Here is an 18,812-nt window from a genome sequence, read left to right on the forward strand (position 1 = left end):
TTGGTACAACCATTTCTGGTTGTACCACTCCTGGAACAACCATAGATGGTTGTTCCAGGAGAGCAAGGTCACTGGTCCTGTCAGCGCGGCCACCTCGGCCAACGGCTCCCGGGCTACAGACCCAGAGCGGTGGTGAGGTCGGTTTTCAGGGTGGTCAGGGAGTGGGTGGCGGTGGTGCGGGCGTCCTCGGGGGTGGTGGTCACCGGGACGACGACCTCCAGGTAGCACTTCAGCTTCGGCTCGGTGCCCGACGGGCGGACCACCACGCGGGCGTCGCCCTCCAGGCGGTAGCGCAGGCCGTCGGTGGGCGGCAGGCCGCCGTCGCCCTCGGCCAGGTCGTCGGCCGCGAGGACCTTGCGGCCCCCCAGCTCGGCGGGCGGGCGGGCGCGCAGGCGGGCCATCGCGCCGGCGATCAGGGACAGGTCGGCGACGCGGAAGGAGAGCTGGGTGGTGGCGTGCAGGCCGTAGCGGCGGGCCTGGTCGTCCAGCAGGTCCAGGAGGGTACGGCCGTCGCGCTTGGCGGCGGCGGCGACGGCGGCGACCGTCAGCGCGGCCCCGATGCCGTCCTTGTCGCGGACCGGGAGGCCGGTGTCCGAGCCGACGCTGTAGCCGATGGCCTCCTCGTAGCCGAAGACCAGGCCGGGGCCGGCCTTGATGATCCACTTGAAGCCGGTCAGGGTCTCGCCGTAACGCACGCCGTACGCGGCCGCGATCTTGCCCAGCAGGGTCGAGGAGACGATGGTGGTGGCCACCATGCGGTCGCCGCTCGTGTGCGTGATGACGTGCTCGGCCAGCAGGCCGCCGACCTCGTCGCCGGTCAGCATGCGGCAGCCGCCCCCGGGCAGCGGCACGCCGACCGCGCACCGGTCGGCGTCAGGGTCGTTGGCGAGCACCAGGTCGGCGCCGCTCCCGGTGGCCAGGGCGACGGCGAGGTCCATCGCGCCCGGCTCCTCCGGGTTGGGGAAGGCGACGGTCGGGAAGTCGGGGTCGGGGTCGCGCTGCTCCTCGACGGCCATCGGGGCCGGGAACCCGGCGGCCAGGAAGGCGCCCGCCAGCGTGGCCGCGCCCACCCCGTGCAGCGGCGTGTACGCCACCCGCAGGTCGCGGGCGTCCCCCAGGGGCAGGGACGTGACCGCCGCCAGGTAGTCGTCCACGATGTCCTCGCCCAGCTCGGTCAGCGTGCCGGGCCCGTGCAGCGGCAGCCGGTCCACGGGGCCGACGGCCTCGATGGCGGCCGAGATCTCGCGGTCGACCGGCGGCACGATCTGGGAGCCGTCGCCCCAGTAGACCTTGTAGCCGTTGTCGCGCGGCGGGTTGTGGCTGGCGGTCACCGTCACCCCGGCGTCGGCGCCCAGCCGGCGCACGGCGAAGGCGAGGACGGGCGTCGGCAGCGGCCGGGGCAGCAGCGAGGCGCGCAGCCCCGCGCCGGTCAGCACGGCGGCGGTGTCGCGGGCGAACACGTCCGACTTGTGCCGGGCGTCGTAGCCGATGACGACGTGCTTGCCGGGGCCGAGCACCGCGGCGAGCCCGGCGGCGGCACGCATGACGGTGACCCGGTTCATCCGGTTGGGGCCGGCGCCCAGCTCGCCGCGCAGCCCCGCCGTGCCGAACTCCAGCTTGGCGCCGAAACGGTCGCGCAGCGCGTCGAGGTCGCCCCGCTCGATCAGCGCGGACAGCTCCGCCCGGGTGTCGGGGTCGGGGTCCTGGGCCAGCCAGGCACGGGCCCGCTCGACGACCTGCTCGACGGGGCTCACAGGTGGTCCACCACCTTGCCGAGCAGCACGCCCATGCGGGCGGCGGTGGCCCGGCCGACCTCCAGGACCTCCTCGTGGTCGAGCGGCTCGCCGGACAGGCCCGCCCCCGGGTTGGTGACCAGGGAGATGCCGAGCACCTCCAGGCCCGCCTCGCGGGCGGCGATGGCCTCCAGCACGGTGGACATGCCGACCAGGTCGCCGCCCAGGGTGCGCAGCATGCGGATCTCGGCGGGCGTCTCGTACGTCGGCCCGCGGAAGGCGACGTAGACCCCTTCGGCCAGCGTCGGGTCCACCTCGCGGACCACGGCCCGCAGGCGGCGCGAGTAGACCTCGGTGAGGTCGATGAAGGTCGTGCCGGTGATGGGGTTGGCGCCGGTCAGGTTGATGTGGTCGCTGATCAGGACGGGGTCGCCGACGTTCTGGGTCTCCGGCCGCAGGCCGCCCGCGGCGTTGGTGAGCACCAGCGTGCGCACCCCGGCGGCGGCCGCCGTGCGCACGCCGTGGACGACGGCCTCGACGCCGAGCCCTTCGTACAGGTGCGTGCGCCCGAGGAACACCAGGGCGTGCCGCCCGGCGGCGGTGCGGACGACGCGGATCCTGCCGCCGTGCCCGGCCACCGCCGGCGCCCGGAAGCCGGGCAGGTCGGTGAAGGCGACCTCGCTCACCGTCTCGCCGATCGCGTCGGCCGCGGGCACCCACCCCGACCCCATGACCAGAGCCACGTCGTAGGTGTCGAGCCCCGTCGCGGCCTTCAGCGCCGCGGCGGCCTCATTGGCCAGGGTGTATGCGTCTTTGCTCACAGCTCAGTAGTTTAGGAGCAGCCTGTCCAGCACCCGTACGCCGAACCGCAGCGCGTCCACCGGCACCCGCTCGTCCACGCCGTGGAACATCGCCGCGAAGTCCATGCCGGCGGGCAGCCGCAGCGGCACGAACCCGAACCCGCGTACCCCGAGGTCGGCGAAGAACGTCTTGTTGTCGGTGCCGCCGGACATGCAGTACGGGACCGCCCGCGCGGTCGGGTCCTCGGCCTTCAGCGCCGCGATCATCGACTCCACCAGCGCCCCGTCGAAGGTCGTCTCCAGCGCGATGTCGTGGTGGACGAACTCGCGCCGCACCTTCGGCCCGATCAGCGAGTCGACGGTCTTGAAGAAGTCCTCCTCGAAGCCGGGCAGGAAGCGCCCGTCGACGACGGCGGTGGCCTGGCCGGGGATGACGTTCGACTTGTAGCCGGCGGCGAGCTGGGTGGGGTTGGCGGTGTGGCGCAGCGTGGCGCCGACGAAGCGCACCAGCGGCCCGATCCTGTCCAGGACCGGCTGCGGGTCGGCCTCGTCGAACTCCAGGCCGAAGGCGTCGGCGACCTCGGTGAGGAACTGGCGCACGGTCGGCGTGTACGTCAGCGGCCAGTCGTGCTCGCCGATCCTGGCCACGGCCCGCGCGACCTCGGTGACCGCGTTGTCGTCGTTGAGCATCGAGCCGTGCCCGGCGGTGCCGTCGGCGGTGAGCTTCATCCAGGCCAGGCCCTTCTGGGCGGTCTCGATGAGGTAGAGCCGCAGCGACGGGTCCACCTCCAGCGAGTAGCCGCCGACCTCGCTGATGGACTCGGTGACGCCCTCGAACAGCTCGGGATGGTGGGCGGTGAGGTACTTGGCGCCGTAGACGCCGCCGGCCTCCTCGTCGGCCAGCCAGGCGAAGACGATGTCGCGGCGCGGCCGGCGCCCCTCGCGCTTGAGCTGGCGCAGCACGGCCAGCATCATCGCGTCCATGTCCTTCATGTCCACCGCGCCGCGGCCCCAGATGTAGCCGTCGCGCACCTCGCCGGCGAACGGGTCCACCGACCAGTCGGCGGCGTTGGCCGGCACCACGTCCAGGTGGCCGTGGACGAGCAGCGCGGGCAGCGAGGGGTCGCTGCCCTCGACGCGGGTGACGACGTTGCCGCGCCCCGGCTCGCTCTCGACGTAGGTCGCCTCGATGCCGACCTCGGCGAGCCTGGCCATGACGACCTCGGCCGCGGCCCGCTCGCCGGGGCCGCTGCCGTCCCCGTAGTTGCTGCTGTCCACGCGGATCAACTCCACGCAGAGGTCGGCGACTTCCTTCTCGGCGGGGGTCATGGGCTCGGCGGATGTCATGGCGTCCTCTCCAGGGTGAGCAGTCCGGACTTGCGAAGGTGACCGCGCTTGTAGGCGCGGGTGATCAGGGTGAGGTCGCTGTCGGCGATCTCGTCGAAGGAGCCGACGACCCCCGTCATGAAACGGTAGAGGTCGGCCTCGTGGGCGGTGACCACCTGGACGATGAGGGAGTGCGTGCCCGAGGTGGCGGCGCAGTAACGCACGCTCGGGTGCGCGGCCAGCCGCTGCCCGACCAGGTCCAGCGCGTACGGCCGCACCTTGAGCCACAACATGGCCTCCACCTCCAGGCCGAGCAGCGCGGGCTCGACCTCGGCGCGCGGCAGCAGCAGCCGCCGCTCGATGAGCGAGGTCACCCGGCGGCGCGCGGTCGGCACCGACACGGCCAGCCGCTCGGCGACCGCGGTGAAGGCGATCCGGCCGTCGGCGGCCAGCAGCTCGGCGATCTCCTGCTCCAGGGGGGACAGGCCCTCCTCGTCGGGCAGGTCGTCCGGGGGCGGGGCCGGGCTCAGCTCGGCCACCTCCTCCTCGGTCAGGTAGGGCGCGTGCCACTCGGCGACGGTGCGGAAGGTGTGGAGCACCACCTGCGTCCGGGTGCCCAGCACTCCGTCGATGGCGCTGAGCTCGGCCGACAGCGTACGGTGCAGGGCCTCGCGGGACGGCGGGACCAGCTCGCAGCCGAGGTCGGCCGCGCCGGTCAGCGCGTAGACCGAGCGCGTGTCGGGCCGCTCGGCCAGCGCCTCGGCGACCTGGCCCGTGGTGCCCGGCCGCACGTGGACGTGCAGGTGGGCGGGGCGGCCGTGCCGGGTGCGCAGGTCGTCGTAGATGGCCGTGACCCGGACCACGCCCTCGGCGATGAGGCGTTGCAGGCGGCGGGCGACCGTGCGCTCGTGCTCGCCGACGGCGCGGGCGATCTCGCCCCACGAGGCGCGCGGGCTCACCTGGAGGGCGGCGACCAGGCGCCGGTCGAGAACGTCCACCTGCAACCGTCTCCATGTCGGGAACGTAAAAGTGCGGCGAGATATTTGACTGTTTCGGTCTTCCGATTGCACAGTAGGCCATCACCCCACATGTCAGCAAAGGAGCCCACGTGGCGACACCCCCTGTGGCGCAACCACCACTCGGCATCCCCAAGAGCCGGGTCCGCCAGCTCATGGCGGCCAGCATCGGCAACGTCGTCGAGTGGTACGACTGGTACGCCTACACCTTTTTGGCCACCTACTTCTCCGCGCAGATCTTCCCCGCGAGCTCCAGCAACAGCCTGGTGCCGCTGCTGAGCTCGTTCGCCGTCTTCGCGGTCGGGTTCTTCATGCGCCCGCTGGGCGGCCTGCTGGTCGGGGCCTTCGCCGACCGCTACGGCCGCAAGGCCGCCATGACGTTCACCATCGTGCTCATGGGCGCGGGCTCGCTGCTGGTCGGCCTGACCCCCACCTACGCGGCCGCGGGCGTGCTGGCGCCGGTCATCCTGACCCTCGCCCGGTTGGTGCAGGGCCTGTCGGTGGGCGGCGAGTTCGCCGCCGCCACCACGTTCCTGGTGGAGTCGGCCCCGCACGGCCGCCGCGGCCTGTTCTCCAGTTTCCAGTACGTCAGCACGACCATCGGCCAGCTCATCGCCTCCGGCCTGGCGGCGCTGCTGGCCACGGCCCTGGTCGAGGCCGACATGAAGTCCTACGGCTGGCGCATCCCGTTCATCGTGGGCGCCGTGCTCAGCCTCGTGGGCCTGTGGATCCGCAAGGGCGCCGACGAGACCTCCGGCGTGGCCGAGGAGATCAGGCGCGGCGAGGCGGACCGGCCGAAGCTGTTCGAGTTCCTCAGGCACCACCCGCGCTCGGCGGCCACCATCGTGGGCATCACCATCGCCGGCACCGTGGCGTACTACACCTGGACCAGCTTCCTGCCGACGTACGCCCAGATCACCGTCAAGTTCGACAAGGCCGACTCGCTCCAGATCGGCACGATCTGCCTGGTCTTCTTCATGATCCTGCAACCGCTGCTCGGCATGTTGTCGGACCGGATCGGGCGCAGGCCGATGCTGATCACGTTCGGCCTCGGCTTCCTGATCCTGCCCGTGCCGCTGCTCGGGCTGCTCACCGACTCCTACGGCAGCCTGCTGGCCGTGCAGCTCGTCGGCATGGTGTTCCTCGGCTGCTTCACCTCGATCTCGGCCGCGGTGAACTCGGAGTTGTTCCCCACGCGGGTGCGGGCGGCGGGGGCCGGGTTCCCGTACTCGCTGACCGTGGCGTTGTTCGGCGGCACCGCGCCGCTGATCGGCACCGCGCTGCAGGAGGCCGGCAACCCCGGCCTGTTCCCGTGGTACATGTCGGCGCTGGCGCTGATCTCCACGCTGGTGTACGTCTTCGTGCTGCCCGAGACCAAGGACCAGCCGCTGCGCTGAGCCCGCGGCCGAGGCCGCGCGGAAGTCAGCCGAGCGAGGTGCAGGGGCGCTCCCGCAGCTCCTTGACGTAGTCGTCGGGGGCCCCCGCCCGCTCGGCCGCCTCGGCCAGGCTGCCGAGGTAGCGGGCCGAGGGCAGGCCGCCCTCGTAGCCGTCGAGCACGTAGAACCAGGCCAGGACCTCGCCGTCGAGCGTCTGCACCCGCAGCCGCACCTTGTGGTAGGCGCCGCGTACCGCGCCCTCCCACTGGTCGAGCGAGGTCTCCTCCCACTCGGGCACGTCGTAGAGGACGACGAACACGTGGTCGTCGGGGGCCTCGACGATCGTGGCGAGCGCGCCGCCCCAGGCCGGGTCGTGCCCGCCGAACGTCAGCCGCCAACCGGCCAGCCAGCCGACCCCCCGGATCGGGGAGTGCGGGGCGCGCATGGCCATCTGCTCGGGATCGAGATTGCTGCCGTAGGCGGCGTACACAGGCACAGCAGCCAAGACTAGCGCGTGGAGGCCCCCGCCGTTCGATGTCACACCGAACCATGCGCGAGAATAGACAGGTGACGAGGATCGTGATCATCGGTGGCGGACCAGGCGGCTACGAGGCGGCGCTGGTGGCCGCGCAGCTAGGCGCGCAAGTCACGATGGTCGAGCAGGACGGCCCGGGGGGCGCCTGCGTGCTCACCGACTGCGTGCCGTCCAAGACGCTGATCGCGACCTCGGTCCGCAAGCAGGCGCTGCTCGACGCGCCCTCGCTGGGCATCTCGTTCGACGGCGGCGCCGACGGCGACGCCGGCCGGGTCGGCGTCGACCTGCCGCTGGTCAACAAGCGGGTCAAGGAGCTGGCGCGGGCCCAGTCGGCCGACATCGCGGCCCGGGTCGAGGCCGAGGGCGTCGAGATCATCAGGGCCCGCGGCCGGCTGGTCGATCCGCAGGTCGTGCGGGCCGGCGACCGCACGGTCCGGGCCGACGTCGTGCTCGTGGCCACCGGCGCGACGCCGCGGGTGCTGCCCGGGGCCGAGCCCGACGGCGAGCGCATCCTCACCTGGCGGCAGCTCTACGACCTGGAGGAGCTGCCCGAGCACCTGATCGTGGTCGGCTCGGGGGTGACCGGCGCCGAGTTCGCCGGCGCCTACCGCTCGCTCGGGTCGGAGGTCACGCTGGTCTCCAGCCGCGACCGCATGATGCCCAACGAGGACGCCGACGGCGCCGAGGTGCTGGAGGAGGTCTACCGGCGGCGCGGCATGAACGTCATGGGCCGCTCCCGGGCTGCCGGCGTCAAGCGCACCGCCGACGGCGTCGTGGTGACGCTGGAGGACGGCCGCACCGCCGAGGGCACGCACGCGCTGATGACGGTCGGCATGGTGCCCAATACCGCCGGCATCGGTCTGGAGGAGGCCGGCATCCAGCTCGACCGGGGCGGCTTCATCAAGGTCGACAAGGTCTCGCGCACCTCCGCCCCCGGCGTGTACGCCGCCGGCGACTGCACGGGCGTGCTCATGCTGGCCTCGGTCGCCGCCATGCAGGGCCGCATCGCGGTGTGGCACGCGCTGGGCGAGGCCGTGCAGCCGCTGCGCCTGGCCACCGTTGCCTCCAACATCTTCACCGACCCCGAGATCGCGGCGGTCGGCGTGGCGCAGCGGGCCATCGAGGCGGGCGAGATCGAGGCCAACGTCGTCAAGCTGCCCCTGGCCACCAACGCGCGGGCCAAGATGCAGGGCTTCAACGACGGCTTCGTCAAGGTGTTCTGCCGCCCGCACACCGGCATCGTGCTCGGCGGGGTCGTGGTCGCGCCGCGCGCCTCCGAGCTGATCCTCGCGATGTCGGTGGCCGTGCAGCAGCGGCTGACGGTCGACCAGCTCGCCCACACCTTCGCGGTCTACCCGTCGCTGTCCGGCTCGATCACCGAGGCCGCGCGCCGCCTCATGCAGCCGCAGACCGCCTCCGGCATCTAGCGGCCGAGGCTCCCCGCACCCGCACCCGCACCCGGTCCACGGACCGTGTGCGGGTTTTTTCATGGAACGCCCCGACCCGCCCCTGACCCGCCGGGGTCACGGGGCGATGCGGCGCGCGGTCAACCGTTGACGTTTGTTGGTATGGGCGCCAAACTAACTCACGAGTTGGCGCAGCCGTTCAAAGGAGCTTCCATGCCCTATCGCCCTCCACTGGTCGCGCACGAGTACTTCGTCGCCGACCCGCCCGAGCTGCCGGTCCGCGAGCGAGGCGAGGGTGGCCTGTCGGCGGTGACCGCGGCCGAGCTGGTCGCCGCCGACGGCGCCGAGGTGATGCTCAAGGCGGTCACCACGGCGGAGGAGACGCTGGTCGTCCAGGTGGGCGTGGCCGGCGAGGGCGTGATCCGGGTACGGCTGTCGGAGGACGCGGCGGCCCGCCCCCGCTCGGCGGCGGCCCTCTCGCTGGTGGACCCCGGCACGTACTCAGGGGCCCGTGCCGGGGTCACGCCGGGCGAGCCGATCGTGATCGACGCCGGCCCCCTGCGGGCCGAGATCCGGCTGTCCCCGTGGCACCTGCGCTTCACCGACGCCGCCGGGCGGACGCTGGTCGAGCAGGACCGCGGGCACACCGACATCAGCGGCCGGTTGCGCACCCTGCCGTTCGGCCGCTCCAGCGCGAACGGGATCGCCGTCGCCTATCACGAGAGCTTCGCCGCCGCCCCGGACGAGGCGTTCACCGGGTTCGGGGAGTCGTTCACCCGGCTGGACAAGCGCGGGCAGCGGCCGCTCATGTGGAACTTCGACGCCTTCGGCGCCGAGTCGCAGCGCGCCTACAAGAACGTCCCCCTCTACCTGTCCAGCCGCGGCTACGGCGTGCTCGTGGACAGCGGCGCGCCGACCGAGTTCGACGTGTGCCAGTCCACGCACAGCGCGGTGCAGATCGTGGTGCCCGACGACGTCATGGACTACTACGTGATCGCCGGGCCGACGCCGCCGGAGATCCTGGACCGTTACGACCGGCTGACCTGCCGGCCCGCGCTGCCGCCGAAGTGGGCGTTCGGCACCTGGATCTCCTCGGGCTTCTGCGTGGACAGCCAGGAACGGGTGCTGAACCGGGCGCGCACGATCAGGGAGCGCGGCATCCCGTGCGACGTGCTGCACCTGGACACCTACTGGCAGAGCGACGGGCACTGGTCGGACCTGCGGTGGGACCCGGTCAACTTCCCCGAGCCCGAACGCATGCTGGACGAGCTGCACGCGATGGGGTTCAAGGTCTGCCTGTGGATGAACCCGTACGTGTCGCACCGGAGCCCGGCCTTCGCCGAGGCCGCCGCGGCCGGGTACTTCCTGAAGGACCAGCGGGGCGAGCCCTACGTCGCCGACTGCTGGCACGGCTCCTTCCCCGCCTGCGGCATCGTGGACCTCACCCACCCGCCCGCCGTCGCCTGGTTCCAGGGGCTGCTGCGCGGCCTGCTGCGCCAGGGCGTGGACGCCTTCAAGACCGACTTCGCCGAGGGCGTCCCGGCCGACGCCGTCGCCGCCAACGGCATGACCGGCACCGACCTGCACAACGTCTACACCCTGCTGTTCAACGACGCCGTCGCCGAGGTCACCCGCGAGGTCAACGGGCACTCCCTGGTGTGGGCGCGCTCGTCGTACCTGGGCGGGCAGCGCCACAGCGCGCAGTGGAACGGCGACACCTACACCAGCTACGCCGCCATGGGCAGCACGATCAGGGGAGGGCTCGCGCACGGCCTGTCCGGCGTGCCGTTCTGGAGCCACGACGCGGGCGGCTTCACCGGCCGGCCGAGCGACGACCTGTACGTCCGCTGGACCCAGTTCGGCGCCCTGTCCCCGCTGGTGCGCCTGCACGGCACGACCACCCGCGAGCCGTGGGAGTTCCCCGCCGTCGAGGAGCAGGCCGTGGCCGCGCTCAAGCTGCGCTACCGGCTCATGCCCTACCTGTACTCGGCGGCCGTCGAGGCGGCCGCCACCGGCGCGCCCATGATGCGCGCGATGTGCGTGGACTTCCCCGAGGACCCGGTGGCCTGGCAGGCCGACCTTCAGTACCTGCTCGGCCGGGACCTGCTCGTCGCCCCCATGACCGCGCCGGAGGGCGTGCGCCAGGTGTACCTGCCGCGCGGCTCCTGGATCGACTACTGGACCGGCGAGACCCTCGGGGGCGGCCGGTACGTCCGGGTCGCCAAGCCGCTCGACCAGATCCCGCTGTTCGTCCGGCACGGCGCGCTCATCCCGGTCACGCGGGCGGGCGACACCGTGGACGTGCCCGCCGAGATCACCCTCGTCGCCTTCGGGGGCGGCGACGGCACCACCATCGTGCACGACGAGGACGGCGTGACGTCCGCCGTCGCCACCAGGCACGGCGACGAGCTGCGCGTCGCCGTCACCGGCCCGAAGCGCGTCACCGCGATCGAGATCGCCCCGGTGGCCGGAGCCCCCGCCCGGGCCGTCATTTCGTAACACCCCCTGTGGAGGGATCATGGTCAGATTGAGAGGCGCCGCGGCGCTGGCCGCCGCGGTCCTGGTCCTGTCGGCCTGCGGATCGGGCTCGGAGACCCCGTCGCCCGCGTCGAGCGGCCAGCCGCGCGTGCTGAAGCTCTGGCACTACGAGACCCCCGACAGCGCCATGGGCAAGGCGTGGGCCGAGGCGATCAAGAAGTTCGAGGCGTCGCACCCGAACGTCACCGTTAAGTTCGAGTCCAAGGGCTTCGAGCAGATCCAGAAGACGGCGAGCATGGTGCTCAACTCCGACGAGGCACCCGACCTCATGGAGTACAACAAGGGCAACGCCACCGCCGGCCTGCTGTCCAAGCAGGGCCTGCTGACGGACCTCACCGAGGAGGCCACCAAGCGCGGCTGGGACAAGCTGCTGCCCGGCGGCCTGCAGACCACCGCCAGGTACGACGACCGCGGGGTCATGGGCACCGGCAACTGGTACGGCATCCCGAACTACGGCGAGTTCGTGATGGTCTATTACAACAAGGACCTGTTCGACAAGCACAAGGTGCGGGTGCCGACCACGTTCGAGGAGTTCACCGCGGCCCTGGACACCTTCGTCAAGGCCGGCGTGACCCCCATCGCCAACGCCGGCGCCGAGTACCCGGCGCAGCAGATCTTCTACCAGCTCGCGCTCACCAAGGCGCAGAAGCCGTGGCTGGCGGCGTACCAGTCCTACCAGGGCAAGGTCGACTTCCACGGCCCCGAGCTCACCTACGGCGCCCAGACCTTCGCCGACTGGGTGAAGAAGGGCTACATCGCCAAGAACTCCTCGGGGCTCAAGGCCGAGGACATGGGCGTGTCGTTCATGAACGGCAAGTTCCCCATGATGATCAGCGGTAGCTGGTGGTACGGCCGGGTCGCCTCGGAGGTCAAGGACTTCCAGTGGGGCCACTTCCTGTTCCCCGGCACCACGCTGGCGCCCGGCTCCAGCGGCAACCTGTGGGTGGTGCCCGAGAAGGCGAAGAACAAGGACCTGGCCTACGACTTCATCGACATCACCATGAGCAAGGACGTCCAGAACCTGCTCGGCAACTCCGGCGGCGTCCCCGTGGCCGCCGACCCGGCCGCGATCACCGACGCCAGGAGCAAGGAGCTGATCGAGACCTTCAACAAGCTGACCACCGCGGACGGCCTGGCCTTCTACCCCGACTGGCCGGCGCCCGGCTACTACGACGTGCTCGTGGCCGGCGTCCAGAACCTCATCAACGGCAGCAAGACGCCCGCCCAGGTGCTGGACGAGATCGCCAAGCCGTACGAGGACAACCTCGCGGACATCGGCAACTGATGAGAGCGCGTACGAGGGGGTACTGGCTCTACCTGGTCCCCAGCCTGGTCCTCTTCCTGGCCGTCATCGTCGTGCCGTTCCTCATGAACGTCGGCGCGAGCTTCACCCGCTGGTCCGGGGTGGGCACACCGCGCTGGATCGGCCTCGGCAACTACGCGCGGCTGCTGGAGGACGAGCGGTTCTGGCAGTCGTTCCAGCACAACGTGGGGCTGATCGTGGCGATGGCCGTCGTGCCGACCGCGATCGGCCTCGTGCTGGCCGCCGCGCTGTTCGACTACATCGGCAAGCGGTTCGGGCCGCGTACCGCCTCGGCGCTGCGCGCGATGTACTACCTGCCGCAGATCCTGCCGGTGGCGGTGGCCGGCGTGGTGTGGGGCTGGATGTTGCACCCGTCGTACGGCGCGGTCAACCAGATCCTCGGGCTGGACCTCGACTGGCTCGGCGACCCCGACCTGGCCCTGGCCACGGTCATGGGCGTCATGGTGTGGTTCCAGCTCGGCTACCCGGTCGTGATCTTCATGGCCGGGCTGCAACGCGTCGATCCGGCCTACTACGAGGCGGCCGAGATCGACGGGGCCTCGTGGTGGCGGAGGTTCTGGCACATCACGATCCCGCAGATCCGGCCGGAGATCTTCGTGGTGCTGCTGACGTGCACGATCGCCGCGCTGAAGGTGTTCGGGCCGATCTTCGTGCTGACCAGGGGCGGGCCGGGCAACGCCACCATGGTCCCGTCGTACTTCTCGTACCTGAACTTCTTCCAGAAGAGCAACGTCGGGTACGGCTCGGCGGTCGCCACGGTGCTGGCGCTGATCATCATCGTGGTGACGTTCCTGTTCCTGCGGGTGCAGGAGCGTGAGCAGTGAGGGGGCCGGGGCGCTGGGCGGTGCTGCTCGCGCTGGCCGTGCTGGCGGTCGTCATGCTGTTCCCGTTCGTGCTGGTGGCGCTCAACGCGGTCAAGTCGCCGGCCGACTACAGCACGCACGGGCCGCTGAGCCTGCCGGACGGGCTCTACCTCCAGGGGCTGGCCGACTTCTGGAGCCGGGTCGGCTTCGGCGGCAAGCTCTGGAACAGCCTGCTCATCAGCGCGTCGGTGGCGGTGCTGGCCGTCGTGCTGTCGGTGCTCAACGCCTACGCGCTGGGCATCGGCCGGGTGAAGGGGCGGCTGTCGATCCTCGTGCTGTTCCTGGTGGCCAACACGCTGCCGCAGGAGGCGCTGGCCTACCCGCTGTACTACCTGGCCAAGGCCACCGGCCTGTACGACACCCGGCTCTCCGTGATCATCGTCATGACCGTGATCCAGGCGGCGTTCGGCACGTACCTGCTGAGCGCGGTGCTGGGCCAGTTCCCGAAGGAGATCCTGGAGGCCGCGGCCATCGACGGCGCGGGGCGCCTGCGCGCCCTGTGGCGGATCGTGGTGCCGATCAGCAGGCCCACCCTCAACGTCCTGCTGATTTTCTTCTTCATCTGGACCTGGAACGAGTTCTTCCTGCCGCTCATCTTCCTCATCTCCAACGACACCCAGACGGTGCCGGTCACGCTCGCCGTCCTGCAGGGGGAGAAGTTCATGGACGCCACCATGTCCAGCGCCTCCGCCCTGCTCGGCATCGTGCCGGCGGTCGCCTTCTTCCTGATCTTCCAGCGCACGCTGACCCGTGGTGTGACGGTCGGCGCCATCAAGTGACGGAGTTCCCATGCGCTTACGTGTCCCGCTGCTGGCCGCCCTCGCCCTGACGGCCTCCCTGCTGGCCGCCCCGCCCGCCCAGGCGGCGGCGGACTACCCGTTCCAGAACCCGCGCCTGCCCGTGGAGCAGCGCGTGAGCGACCTGCTGGGCCGGCTCACCCTCGACGAGAAGCTGAGCCTGCTGCACCAGTCGCAGGCCGCGATCCCGCGGCTCGGCATCGCCTACCACAAGAACGGCACCGAGGCCCTGCACGGCGTGGCCTGGTCGAACGACCTCAACGACGGCTGGAAGCAGAAGTTCGCCGACGGCACCGTCTTCCCGCAGGCCGTCGGGCTGGCCAGCACCTGGGACCCGGCCCTGATCAGGAAGGTCGGCTCGGCCGTCGGCGACGAGGCGCGCGGCTTCAACGCCGTGGACCCGGTGGTGTGGGGCCTTCAGGTGTGGGCCCCCGTGGTGGACCTGCTGCGCGACCCGCGGGCGGGCCGCAACGAGGAGGGCTACTCGGAGGACCCGTACCTGACGGGCGCCATCTCCACGGCCTACGGCAAGGGCCTGCAGGGCGACGACCCCTTCTACCTGAAGACCGCCCCGGTGCTGAAGCACTACCTGGCCTACAACAACGAGACCGACCGCGGCATCACCTCCTCCAACCTGACGCCCAAGCTCAAGCACGAGTACTACGAGCAGGCGTTCAAGGCGGCGATCTCGGCGAACGCGGCGACCGGCGTCATGGCCTCCTACAACCTGGTCAACGGCCGCCCCAACCACGTCAACCCGGACCTGAACACCGTGGTCCGGTCGTGGACCGACCGCACGCTCTACAACGTCAGCGACGCCTGGGGCCCGCACGCGCTCACCGACCTGGAGCACTACTACGACACCAAGCCCGAGGCGTTCGCCGCCGTGCTCAAGGCCGGGCTCGACAGCTACACCATCGACGACAGCAACAGCGGCCCGCTGGTCACCAACCTCAAGGCGGCGCTGGAGCAGGGCCTGATCACCGAGGCCGACGTGGACAGGGCGGTACGCAACGCGCTGACGATCCGCACCCGGCTCGGGCACTTCGACCCGGACGGCGGGCCGTACAAGAAGATCACCAAGGACGTGATCAACAGCCCGGCGAACCAGAAGCTCAACCGGGAGACCGCCGCCAAGGCCGCCGTGCTGCTGCGCAACTCCGGCACGCTGCCGCTGGCCAAGCCGAAGTCGGCGGCCGTGGTGGGCCCGCTGGCCGACCGGCTCTACCGCGACTGGTACGCCGGGCAGCTCCCGTACCAGGTGACGCCGCTGGCCGGGATCAAGGAGCGGGTCGCCGACGTCAGCACCGGGCAGGGGCTGGAGCGCGTCGCGCTCAAGCACCTGGACTCCGGCAAGTACCTCACCGCCACCGGCACCGGCCCGGACGACAACGCCGCGCTGCTCGACACCGCGCCCACGGCCGCCTCGCAGTGGGACCTGACCGACTGGACCGGCGGCGTCTCCACGCTGCGCAACGCGGGCAACGGCAAGCTGCTCGGCGGCGACTGGCGCTCGCTCGACACCGACGACGCCGACCCCGACGGCTGGTACGTGCAGCAGCAGTTCGCGCTGGAGCGGCAGCCCGACGGCAGCTACCTCATCAGGTACGCCGGCTACGAGACGGTCGAGAGCTGGTTCGGCCTGTCCGACCCGTACGTGACCGTCACCGCCACCGGCGCGCTGGAGCTGGCCCCCAAGGCCCAGGCGGCGCGGTTCGGCAAGGAGGTCGTCGCCGACGGCGTGGCCGAGGCCGCCGCGCAGGCCGCCAAGGCCGAGGTCGCGGTCGTGGTGGTGGGCAGCCACCCGTTCGTGTCCGGCCGCGAGTTCCACGACCGGCCGAACCTCCAGCTCGGCGAGGGGCAGCGGCGGCTCATCGAGGCCGTGCGCAGGGCCAACCCGAGGACCGTGGTGGTGCTGGAGACCAGCTACCCGGTGATCGTGGACGCCCCGGCGCTGCTGTGGACCACGCACGCGGGCGCGGAGACCGGCCACGCCGTCGCCGACGTGCTCTTCGGCGACGTCAACCCGGCCGGCCGGCTCACCCAGACCTGGCCGGCGAGCGACAGGCTGCCCAGCAGGTTCGACTACGACCTGACCAAGACCGGCATGACCTACCTGTACGGCGAGGACCGGCCGCTCTACGCCTTCGGGCACGGGCTGAGCTACACCACCTTCGGCTACCAGGGGCTCAAGGTGCGCGGCGACCAGGTGAGCGTGAAGGTCACCAACACCGGCAGGGCCAGGGGCGACGAGGTCGTGCAGCTCTACACCCACCAGCGCGAGTCCCGCTTCGTCCAGCCGGTCAAGCAGCTGCGCGGCTTCCAGCGGGTCACGCTGAACCCGGGCGAGAGCCGTACCGTCACCTTCACGCTGAAGAAGGAGGACCTGGCGGTCTGGGACCACACGCGCGGCACGTGGGTCGTCGAGAACGCCACGCACGACGTGCTCGTCGGCTCGGCCTCCGACCGGATCCGGCAGACGGCGACGCTGCGCGTGGCCGGCGAGACCGTCCCGGTGCGCGACCTGACGAGGACCACCCGGGCGATGGACTTCGACGACTACTCGGGCGTGGTCTTCGCCGACGAGACCAAGGCGGCCGGCGAGGTCGTCGAGGGCTCGGCGGGCGACTGGGTCTCCTTCACCAGGGCGTCCTGGGGCTCGCGCCTGACGGCGAGCGTGGCGTCGGCGGGCGGCGGCTCGTTCGAGGTGCGCTCCGGCTCGCCGACCGGCCCGCTGCTGGGCACCGTGCAGGTGCCCGCCACCGGCGGCGTCTACCGGTACGCGACGGCGAGCGCGACCGTGCGGGCCGGCTCGGGCGCCGTCTACCTCGTGTTCAAGGGGGACCTGCGGCTGAAGGACTTCGCCCTGGCGAGATGAAGCGTTCCGTGGCGGCCATGAGCATGGTCGTGGCCGCCACGGAACACCCAATTGGATAGTAGTGTTATCTATAAAGCAGATAGTGGCACTATCCAATGGGAGTCGTCATGACCGTCATCGTCCTGCTGGTCGCCACCCTGGCGTTCCGGCTGCTGGGAGCGCTGGGCGTGGCCCGGTTCGCCACCTGGCGGGTCAGCGCCGCACACGGGCTGGCCGTCATGCTCGTCATGACGGCCAGCGCCCACTTCGTCCCGGAGACCGTGACGGTCATGCCCAACCATGCCGACATGGTGGCGATGGTGCCGCCGTTCGTCCCGTTCCCCGCCCTGGTCGTCTACCTGACCGGCGTGCTGGAGCTGGCCGGAGCGGCCGGGCTGGTGCTGGAGCGCACCCGCCGGGCCGCCGGGATCTGCCTGGCGCTGCTGTTCGTGGCCATGCTGCCGGCCAACGTCCACGCCGCGCTCACCGACGTCACGCTCGGGGGCGAGCCCGCCACGCCGCTGTGGCAGCGCGTCCCCGAGCAGGTCCTCTACATCGCGATCGCGCTCTGGGCGGCTAGCGGGCGCTCGCCCCGGGCGGCTCGTACGCGTAGCCTCGCACGTAGTCCACGATGAACTCCTTCGGGTACGTGCCCCCGCCCGGCCGGAACTCGTAGATGTCGAGCATGAGCTGCATCGGGTACGCCGGCGACTGGCGCACGGTCCTGACGTGCCGCCCGTCCACCTCGAAGGACACCTGCTCCGGCGTCCAGTCGGCGGCGTACACGTGGAACTCACGGGCGTCGATCGCCAGCTCCTCCACGGTGAAGTCGTCGGTGATCGACGGGTCGCCGAAGGGGTGCACGCCCATGCCGACGCGCGCCCGGCCGGGGCCGACGTCCCTGCCGAAGATCTCGGCGACGCAGATCTCGGCCGAGCGCTCCGGCGCGTCCTCGTAGCCGATGAGCCAGAGCGCCACCATGCAGTCCGGGTCGTCGAGGGCCCTGGCGCGCATCTCGACGCGCCCGTACTGCGGGGTGTAGAGCCGCTGGGCGGGCTGCTCCTCGCGGACCACCAGGCCGCCGCGCCCGTGCTGGCCGATCCGGCTGCCGAGCGGGCCCGCGTACAGGCCGGTCTGCAGGGAGGAGACCCGCAGCTCGCCCTCGGCCTCCGGGTGCCACGGCGGCTGGTCCTCCTCGATGCGCAGCCGCAGCAGGCCGTCGCCCAGCCGGTAGCGGGCCCTGGCGGCCTCCCGGCCGCTCCACTGCGGCAGGTAGTACGGGATCCACTTCGTCTCGTCGAGGCGGTCGCCGCCGAAGGTGTCCTCGAACTCGATCCTGCGCGTCATCGGACCGTCCACCCGCCGTCCACGACCAGCGTGTGCCCGGTGACCAGGGACGCGGCGGGGGAGACCAGGAACAGCACGGCGCCCGCCACGTCCACCGGCTCGCCGATGCGGTGCAGCGCCGCGATGCGCTCGACGACGTCGGCCTCGAACGCCGGGTCCGACAGCGCCCGCTCGGTGCCCGGCGTGCGGATGAAGGTAGGGGCGACGTTGTTGACCGTGATGCCGTGCCTGCCCCACTCGACCGCCAGGCAGCGGGTGAGGTGGGCGATGGCGGCCTTGGTCATGCAGTAGACGGACTCGCCGGGCAGGGCGACCTCGCCCGCCTGGGAGCCGACGTTCACGATGCGGCCGAAGCCCTGGCGGATCATCGCCCGGCCGGCGGCCTGGCTGGCCAGGAAGGTGCCCTTGAGGTTGACGGCCAGGGTGCGGTCGAAGTCCTCCTCGGTGACGTCCTCGGCGGGGTTGCCGGGGGAGACGCCCGCGTTGTTGACCAGGATGTCGATCCGGCCGAACCGGTCCACGACGGCCTGCACGCCCGCGGCGATCTGGCCGGGGGCGGTCATGTCCATCTGGAGGGGAAGCGCCCGGCGGCCGAGCGCGGCGATCTCGGCGCCGAGCCCGCCGTCTTCGGCGGCGTCCCGCAGGCCCAGGGCGACGTCCGCGCCGGCGTGGGCGAGCGCGACGGCGATGGCGTGACCCAGCCCGCGCGCGGCGCCCGTGACCAGGGCGACCTTGCCGTCCACCCGGAACTCGGGAAAGTTCAATCTGCACCCCTTAATTCGTTGTGTATCCAAACTATTGACCTGCGCTGCGGGCATGTGTGAGCCTTCTGGGGAAGCTCATGCGCGAAGGCGCGATGACGGTCAGGGTCTCGCACTCTGCTCGTGCATGGCG

At 71.4% G+C, this 18,812-nt stretch carries 15 protein-coding genes; 8 read left to right on the forward strand and 7 right to left on the reverse strand.

Annotation, left to right across the window (positions count from 1 at the left end; genetic code table 11):
• Positions 1–113: 113 nt before the first annotated feature.
• From AB0H75_RS01040 to AB0H75_RS01055, 4 genes are read right to left on the reverse strand one after another with little or no spacing between them, the layout of a single operon-like run.
• Positions 114–1,754: a phospho-sugar mutase gene (locus AB0H75_RS01040; protein WP_367787976.1), complete on the reverse strand. Its 1,641-nt coding sequence runs from the start codon at positions 1,752–1,754 to the stop codon at positions 114–116.
• Complete coding sequence (locus AB0H75_RS01045) at positions 1,751–2,554, reverse strand: purine-nucleoside phosphorylase (protein WP_367787978.1); 804 nt, start codon at positions 2,552–2,554, stop codon at positions 1,751–1,753. Before AB0H75_RS01045 ends, AB0H75_RS01040 begins: the two co-directional genes overlap by 4 nt.
• Positions 2,555–2,557: 3 nt before the next feature.
• On the reverse strand, positions 2,558–3,880 hold the full coding sequence (locus AB0H75_RS01050; RefSeq protein ID WP_367787980.1) for a M20/M25/M40 family metallo-hydrolase: 1,323 nt from the start codon (positions 3,878–3,880) through the stop codon (positions 2,558–2,560).
• Entirely contained in the window at positions 3,877–4,857 is a 981-nt protein-coding gene (locus tag AB0H75_RS01055; RefSeq protein ID WP_367787982.1) for an Lrp/AsnC family transcriptional regulator, read from the reverse strand. The genes AB0H75_RS01050 and AB0H75_RS01055 overlap by 4 nt, the downstream gene beginning before the upstream one ends.
• 110 nt (positions 4,858–4,967) lie before the next feature.
• On the opposite strand from AB0H75_RS01055, the gene AB0H75_RS01060 reads away from it, so the two are divergent.
• Entirely contained in the window at positions 4,968–6,272 is a 1,305-nt protein-coding gene (locus tag AB0H75_RS01060) for an MFS transporter (RefSeq protein ID WP_367787984.1), read from the forward strand.
• Positions 6,273–6,297: 25 nt separating this feature from the next.
• Here the strand turns inward: AB0H75_RS01060 and AB0H75_RS01065 are convergent, their stop codons facing one another.
• The gene (locus AB0H75_RS01065; RefSeq protein WP_367787986.1) at positions 6,298–6,747 is read right to left on the reverse strand and encodes a gamma-glutamylcyclotransferase; all 450 of its coding nucleotides are present in this window, start codon (positions 6,745–6,747) and stop codon (positions 6,298–6,300) included.
• A gap of 71 nt (positions 6,748–6,818) precedes the next feature.
• On the opposite strand from AB0H75_RS01065, the gene AB0H75_RS01070 reads away from it, so the two are divergent.
• From AB0H75_RS01070 to AB0H75_RS01100, 7 genes are all read left to right on the forward strand, one after another.
• Positions 6,819–8,213, forward strand: coding sequence for an NAD(P)H-quinone dehydrogenase (locus tag AB0H75_RS01070; RefSeq protein WP_367787988.1), 1,395 nt, complete (start codon positions 6,819–6,821; stop codon positions 8,211–8,213).
• Between the two features lie 192 nt (positions 8,214–8,405).
• Positions 8,406–10,691: a TIM-barrel domain-containing protein gene (locus AB0H75_RS01075; protein ID WP_367787990.1), complete on the forward strand. Its 2,286-nt coding sequence runs from the start codon at positions 8,406–8,408 to the stop codon at positions 10,689–10,691.
• A gap of 19 nt (positions 10,692–10,710) precedes the next feature.
• Positions 10,711–12,015 carry an extracellular solute-binding protein gene (locus AB0H75_RS01080; RefSeq protein ID WP_367787992.1) on the forward strand — a complete coding sequence of 435 codons (1,305 nt, stop codon included), beginning with the start codon at positions 10,711–10,713 and terminating at the stop codon, positions 12,013–12,015.
• Positions 12,015–12,878: a carbohydrate ABC transporter permease gene (locus tag AB0H75_RS01085; RefSeq protein ID WP_367787994.1), complete on the forward strand. Its 864-nt coding sequence runs from the start codon at positions 12,015–12,017 to the stop codon at positions 12,876–12,878. Before AB0H75_RS01080 ends, AB0H75_RS01085 begins: the two co-directional genes overlap by 1 nt.
• Positions 12,875–13,696: a carbohydrate ABC transporter permease gene (locus tag AB0H75_RS01090; protein WP_367787996.1), complete on the forward strand. Its 822-nt coding sequence runs from the start codon at positions 12,875–12,877 to the stop codon at positions 13,694–13,696. The genes AB0H75_RS01085 and AB0H75_RS01090 overlap by 4 nt, the downstream gene beginning before the upstream one ends.
• Before the next feature lie 10 nt (positions 13,697–13,706).
• Positions 13,707–16,592: a glycoside hydrolase family 3 C-terminal domain-containing protein gene (locus AB0H75_RS01095; RefSeq protein WP_367787998.1), complete on the forward strand. Its 2,886-nt coding sequence runs from the start codon at positions 13,707–13,709 to the stop codon at positions 16,590–16,592.
• Positions 16,593–16,699: 107 nt separating this feature from the next.
• Entirely contained in the window at positions 16,700–17,206 is a 507-nt protein-coding gene (locus AB0H75_RS01100; RefSeq protein WP_367788000.1) for a hypothetical protein, read from the forward strand.
• Here the strand turns inward: AB0H75_RS01100 and AB0H75_RS01105 are convergent.
• Both AB0H75_RS01105 and AB0H75_RS01110 read right to left on the reverse strand, forming a co-directional pair.
• Positions 17,148–17,918 (reverse strand): glycoside hydrolase family 16 protein, encoded by a 771-nt coding sequence (locus AB0H75_RS01105; RefSeq protein WP_367788002.1) that lies wholly within the window; start codon positions 17,916–17,918, stop codon positions 17,148–17,150. The two genes, AB0H75_RS01100 and AB0H75_RS01105, sit on opposite strands and share 59 nt — an antisense overlap.
• Positions 17,915–18,682, reverse strand: coding sequence for an SDR family NAD(P)-dependent oxidoreductase (locus AB0H75_RS01110; protein ID WP_367788004.1), 768 nt, complete (start codon positions 18,680–18,682; stop codon positions 17,915–17,917). Before AB0H75_RS01110 ends, AB0H75_RS01105 begins: the two co-directional genes overlap by 4 nt.
• Positions 18,683–18,812 lie beyond the last annotated feature (130 nt).

It is taken from the genome of Nonomuraea sp. NPDC050783, from assembly GCF_040802095.1.
Taxonomy (GTDB): Bacteria; Actinomycetota; Actinomycetes; order Streptosporangiales; family Streptosporangiaceae; genus Nonomuraea.

Bases quoted from the DNA above. Each gene is read 5' to 3' on its own strand.
- AB0H75_RS01105 (WP_367788002.1), bottom strand. From the start codon at position 17,918: ATGACGCGCAGGATCGAGTTCGAGGACACCTTCGGCGGCGACCGCCTC.
- AB0H75_RS01080 (WP_367787992.1), top strand. From the start codon at position 10,711: ATGGTCAGATTGAGAGGCGCCGCGGCGCTGGCCGCCGCGGTCCTGGTC.
- AB0H75_RS01085 (WP_367787994.1), top strand. From the start codon at position 12,015: ATGAGAGCGCGTACGAGGGGGTACTGGCTCTACCTGGTCCCCAGCCTG.
- AB0H75_RS01050 (WP_367787980.1), bottom strand. From the start codon at position 3,880: ATGACATCCGCCGAGCCCATGACCCCCGCCGAGAAGGAAGTCGCCGAC.
- AB0H75_RS01095 (WP_367787998.1), top strand. From the start codon at position 13,707: ATGCGCTTACGTGTCCCGCTGCTGGCCGCCCTCGCCCTGACGGCCTCC.
- AB0H75_RS01075 (WP_367787990.1), top strand. From the start codon at position 8,406: ATGCCCTATCGCCCTCCACTGGTCGCGCACGAGTACTTCGTCGCCGAC.
- AB0H75_RS01100 (WP_367788000.1), top strand. From the start codon at position 16,700: ATGACCGTCATCGTCCTGCTGGTCGCCACCCTGGCGTTCCGGCTGCTG.